This window comes from Synechococcus lacustris str. Tous, assembly GCF_003011125.1.
Classification (GTDB): domain Bacteria; phylum Cyanobacteriota; class Cyanobacteriia; order PCC-6307; family Cyanobiaceae; genus Synechococcus_D; species Synechococcus_D lacustris.
The window spans coordinates 1-1,661 of sequence record NZ_PXVC01000171.1; the positions used below are offsets into that span (position 1 = coordinate 1).

At 62.5% G+C, this 1,661-nt stretch carries 4 protein-coding genes and 1 pseudogene; 3 read left to right on the top strand and 2 right to left on the bottom strand.

Features of this window, described 5'->3' with window-relative positions:
- Positions 1 to 8 precede the first annotated feature (8 nt).
- Both C7K08_RS13950 and C7K08_RS15315 read left to right on the top strand, forming a co-directional pair.
- Complete coding sequence (locus C7K08_RS13950; protein ID WP_241537281.1) at positions 9 to 161, top strand: type II toxin-antitoxin system RelE family toxin; 153 nt, start codon at positions 9 to 11, stop codon at positions 159 to 161.
- Between the two features lie 101 nt (positions 162 to 262).
- Complete coding sequence (locus C7K08_RS15315) at positions 263 to 463, top strand: hypothetical protein (RefSeq protein WP_133165314.1); 201 nt, start codon at positions 263 to 265, stop codon at positions 461 to 463.
- Positions 464 to 553: 90 nt separating this feature from the next.
- On the opposite strand, the gene C7K08_RS13955 is transcribed toward C7K08_RS15315, so the two are convergent.
- Together C7K08_RS13955 and C7K08_RS13960 are read right to left on the bottom strand one after the other, a co-directional pair.
- Positions 554 to 943, bottom strand: coding sequence for a type II toxin-antitoxin system VapC family toxin (locus C7K08_RS13955; RefSeq protein ID WP_106501121.1), 390 nt, complete (start codon positions 941 to 943; stop codon positions 554 to 556).
- Positions 944 to 954: 11 nt separating this feature from the next.
- Complete coding sequence (locus tag C7K08_RS13960) at positions 955 to 1,266, bottom strand: type II toxin-antitoxin system Phd/YefM family antitoxin (protein WP_341272175.1); 312 nt, start codon at positions 1,264 to 1,266, stop codon at positions 955 to 957.
- 54 nt (positions 1,267 to 1,320) lie between these two features.
- On the opposite strand from C7K08_RS13960, the pseudogene C7K08_RS13965 reads away from it, so the two are divergent.
- Positions 1,321 to 1,614, top strand: a pseudogene (locus tag C7K08_RS13965) (NAD-dependent epimerase/dehydratase family protein); the annotation flags it as partial.
- Positions 1,615 to 1,661 lie beyond the last annotated feature (47 nt).

Genomic DNA, 1,661 nt, shown 5'->3' on the forward strand with positions numbered 1-1,661 from the left:
CCTCAAGGGTGAATTTGAAGGACTGCGGCGGCCTCAAGGGTGAATTTGAAGGACTGCGGCGGTTGCGTGTAGGGAACTACCGCGTTGTCTATGAATGGCAGCGCAGTGAACTGGTGATCCTGGTGGTGCGCATCGGCCATCGACGCGAGGTCTATCGCTGACCTGCCTCCAACAAGTGCACGCAGCCAGTGAACACCGACCGCTGGTACTACCGGGTCTTCCATAGCGCCCCCGATCTGATCCGCTCGGCCCAACCCTGCCGGTGCGGCCTGATCTAGACACGGTTGTGCTGCCTATGCTGGTGCAACGTTTTCCCCAGCTCACCGAGGCAGAAATCATGGTGATTGCCGGCACCCCCCGGGAAGAAATCCGCCACTACCGCCCAGTTCCACGCCCTGCCGCTGGAGCAGCTGGAAGCCCTGGCCGCCAAGAAGGCCGCCAACAGCTGAAGCAACACCTCTAAGGTTGTTTTTGAGCGTCCTGACTTAGCGTCGCCAACGCAGCCCACCAATCCCTCTGCCGTAGCGGCCGCTGGAGAAAAGAGCTGATGCCGCTACCAGAGAAGCCTGCAGGGGAACGACTGAAGCGCTGGATCCAGGCTCACCAGGGTGAGCCTGGCCAGCTCAGCCTGGGCGGCCAGCAGACGATCAAAAGGGTCGCGGTGGGGCATKGGGTAGCTGCCWGCATGCAGGCCCTGTTGCAGGGTGATCGGCAACAGCTGAAACCCYTGGGCTGCAAGCAACCCGGGCAGATCATCGAGCAATTCCCTGGCCGCTGGCAGCTTGCCCAGGCGCACCTTRGTGGCGATCTCCCAACCGGAGGCGGCGCTCACAAMGACCGMATTGGCGGGATCGCTGATSGCGRCGTGTGCGGCAGGGGAGAGAYRATCCGGCTCAGCCAGCCACCACAGRAGGGCATGGGTGTCGAGCAACAGCTGCGTCATCACRGGCAAGGTCAGAGGAGAGGCTGCTCCAAGGCAGCAAGCTCCTCCTCCGGCAGAGGTTCSAGCAGYAGCTCCGGTGCTGGCAGGGTGATGMTGCCAGCCAGSACTCCGGCCTGGCGGCGCGGGCGAGGCTGCTCGAGRGGCACCAAGCGCGCCCAGGGCTTGCCTCCTTTGGCSACAAGGATCGTTTCGCCGGCGTGGGCGGCATCGATTAGGCGTGAAAAGTGGGTTTTGGCCTCATGCACATTCACAACACGYTCAGCCATGGRGTGCGGATCCATCGGAAACCAACTTAGTCCACYTGTGGACCAASYGGGAGGCATYAGCTGATGGATTGCCTGATCACCCCTGAAGACCTGCCCGGATCTTCGTGGCCGGCCAAGGTGGGTGGCATCCAGGCCAACAACAGCTACCCGGCTGATTTCCTGCTCGACAACCTCAAGATCCARACCAACGTGATCSAAACGGCCTGGCGCTCYGGGGTGCGGCGCCTGCTGTTTCTGGGCAGCAGYTGCATCTACCCSAAGYTCGCCGAGCAGCYGATCCGSGARGAAGCGCTGCTCACCGGGCCGCTAGAGCMCACGAACGMGTGGTAYGCGATCGCCAARATCACCGGCATCAAGCTRTGTGAGGCGCTGCGCCGGCAGCACGGCTTTGATGCCATCAGCCTGTAGGCGAAGCCTTCTGCGAAGCAGTTGCCCACCAATCTGTATGGGCC